The organism is Protofrankia sp. CiP1_Cm_nod3, assembly GCF_982290655.1.
Window position 1 is genome coordinate 1 of sequence record NZ_CEVIVD010000282.1, and the last position, 795, is coordinate 795.

At 73.6% G+C, this 795-nt stretch carries 1 protein-coding gene; it reads left to right on the forward strand.

Going from position 1 to position 795, the window contains the following annotated elements; genetic code table 11:
• Nucleotides 1-795, forward strand: a 795-nt coding sequence (cobA, locus tag AC5LUJ_RS24285; RefSeq protein ID WP_493465865.1) for a uroporphyrinogen-III C-methyltransferase, incomplete at both ends; no start/stop codon positions are given.

Sequence of the window (795 nt, forward strand, 5' to 3'; positions counted from 1 at the left end):
GGGGAGGTCTGGCTGGTCGGGGCGGGGCCCGGCGATCCGGGGCTGCTCACCGTTCGTGGCCGGGAACTGCTTGCCGCGGCCGACGTGGTCGTCACCGACCGCCTGGTGTCCACCGACGTGCTCGGGTATGCCCGGCCTGAAGCGGAGATCATCTACAGCGGCAAGAGTGCCGGCGCGCTCACCCGCAGCCAGGAGGACATCAACGGCCTGCTGGTCGAACAGGCGCTCGCGGGCCGCACGGTCGTCCGGCTCAAGGGCGGGGATCCGTTCCTGCTCGGCCGTGGCGGCGAGGAGGCGGAGGCATGCCGGCTGGCGGGGGTGCGGTGCACGGTCGTCCCGGGGGTGACCTCGGCGTTCGCGGCCCCCGCGTATGCCGGTATTCCGGTCACCCACCGTGGTGTCGCGCAGGACGTCGCGGTCGTCTCCGGTCATCTGCCACCCGGGCATCCCGGCTCCACCGTCGACTGGGCGGCGCTCGGCGCGTCCCGGATGACCATCGTCGTGCTGATGGGGGTCGCCAGGCTCGCCGACGTCACCGCGGCCCTCATCAACGGCGGGCGGTCACCCGACACGCCTGTCGCGGTGATCGAACGCGCCACCACGCCGGCGCAACGGGTCGTGCGCGGCACTCTCGACACGGTCGTGGTCGACGCGGTCGCGCGGGGCGTGCGATCACCAGCCGTCGTGGTGATCGGCGACGTCGCGGCCCGCCACGACGCGGCACCCCGAATCCTCTCGTGGCCGGACGGCGGCAACCATGGTCCCGGCCCCAGCGATACCGGCGGCAACGGCAGC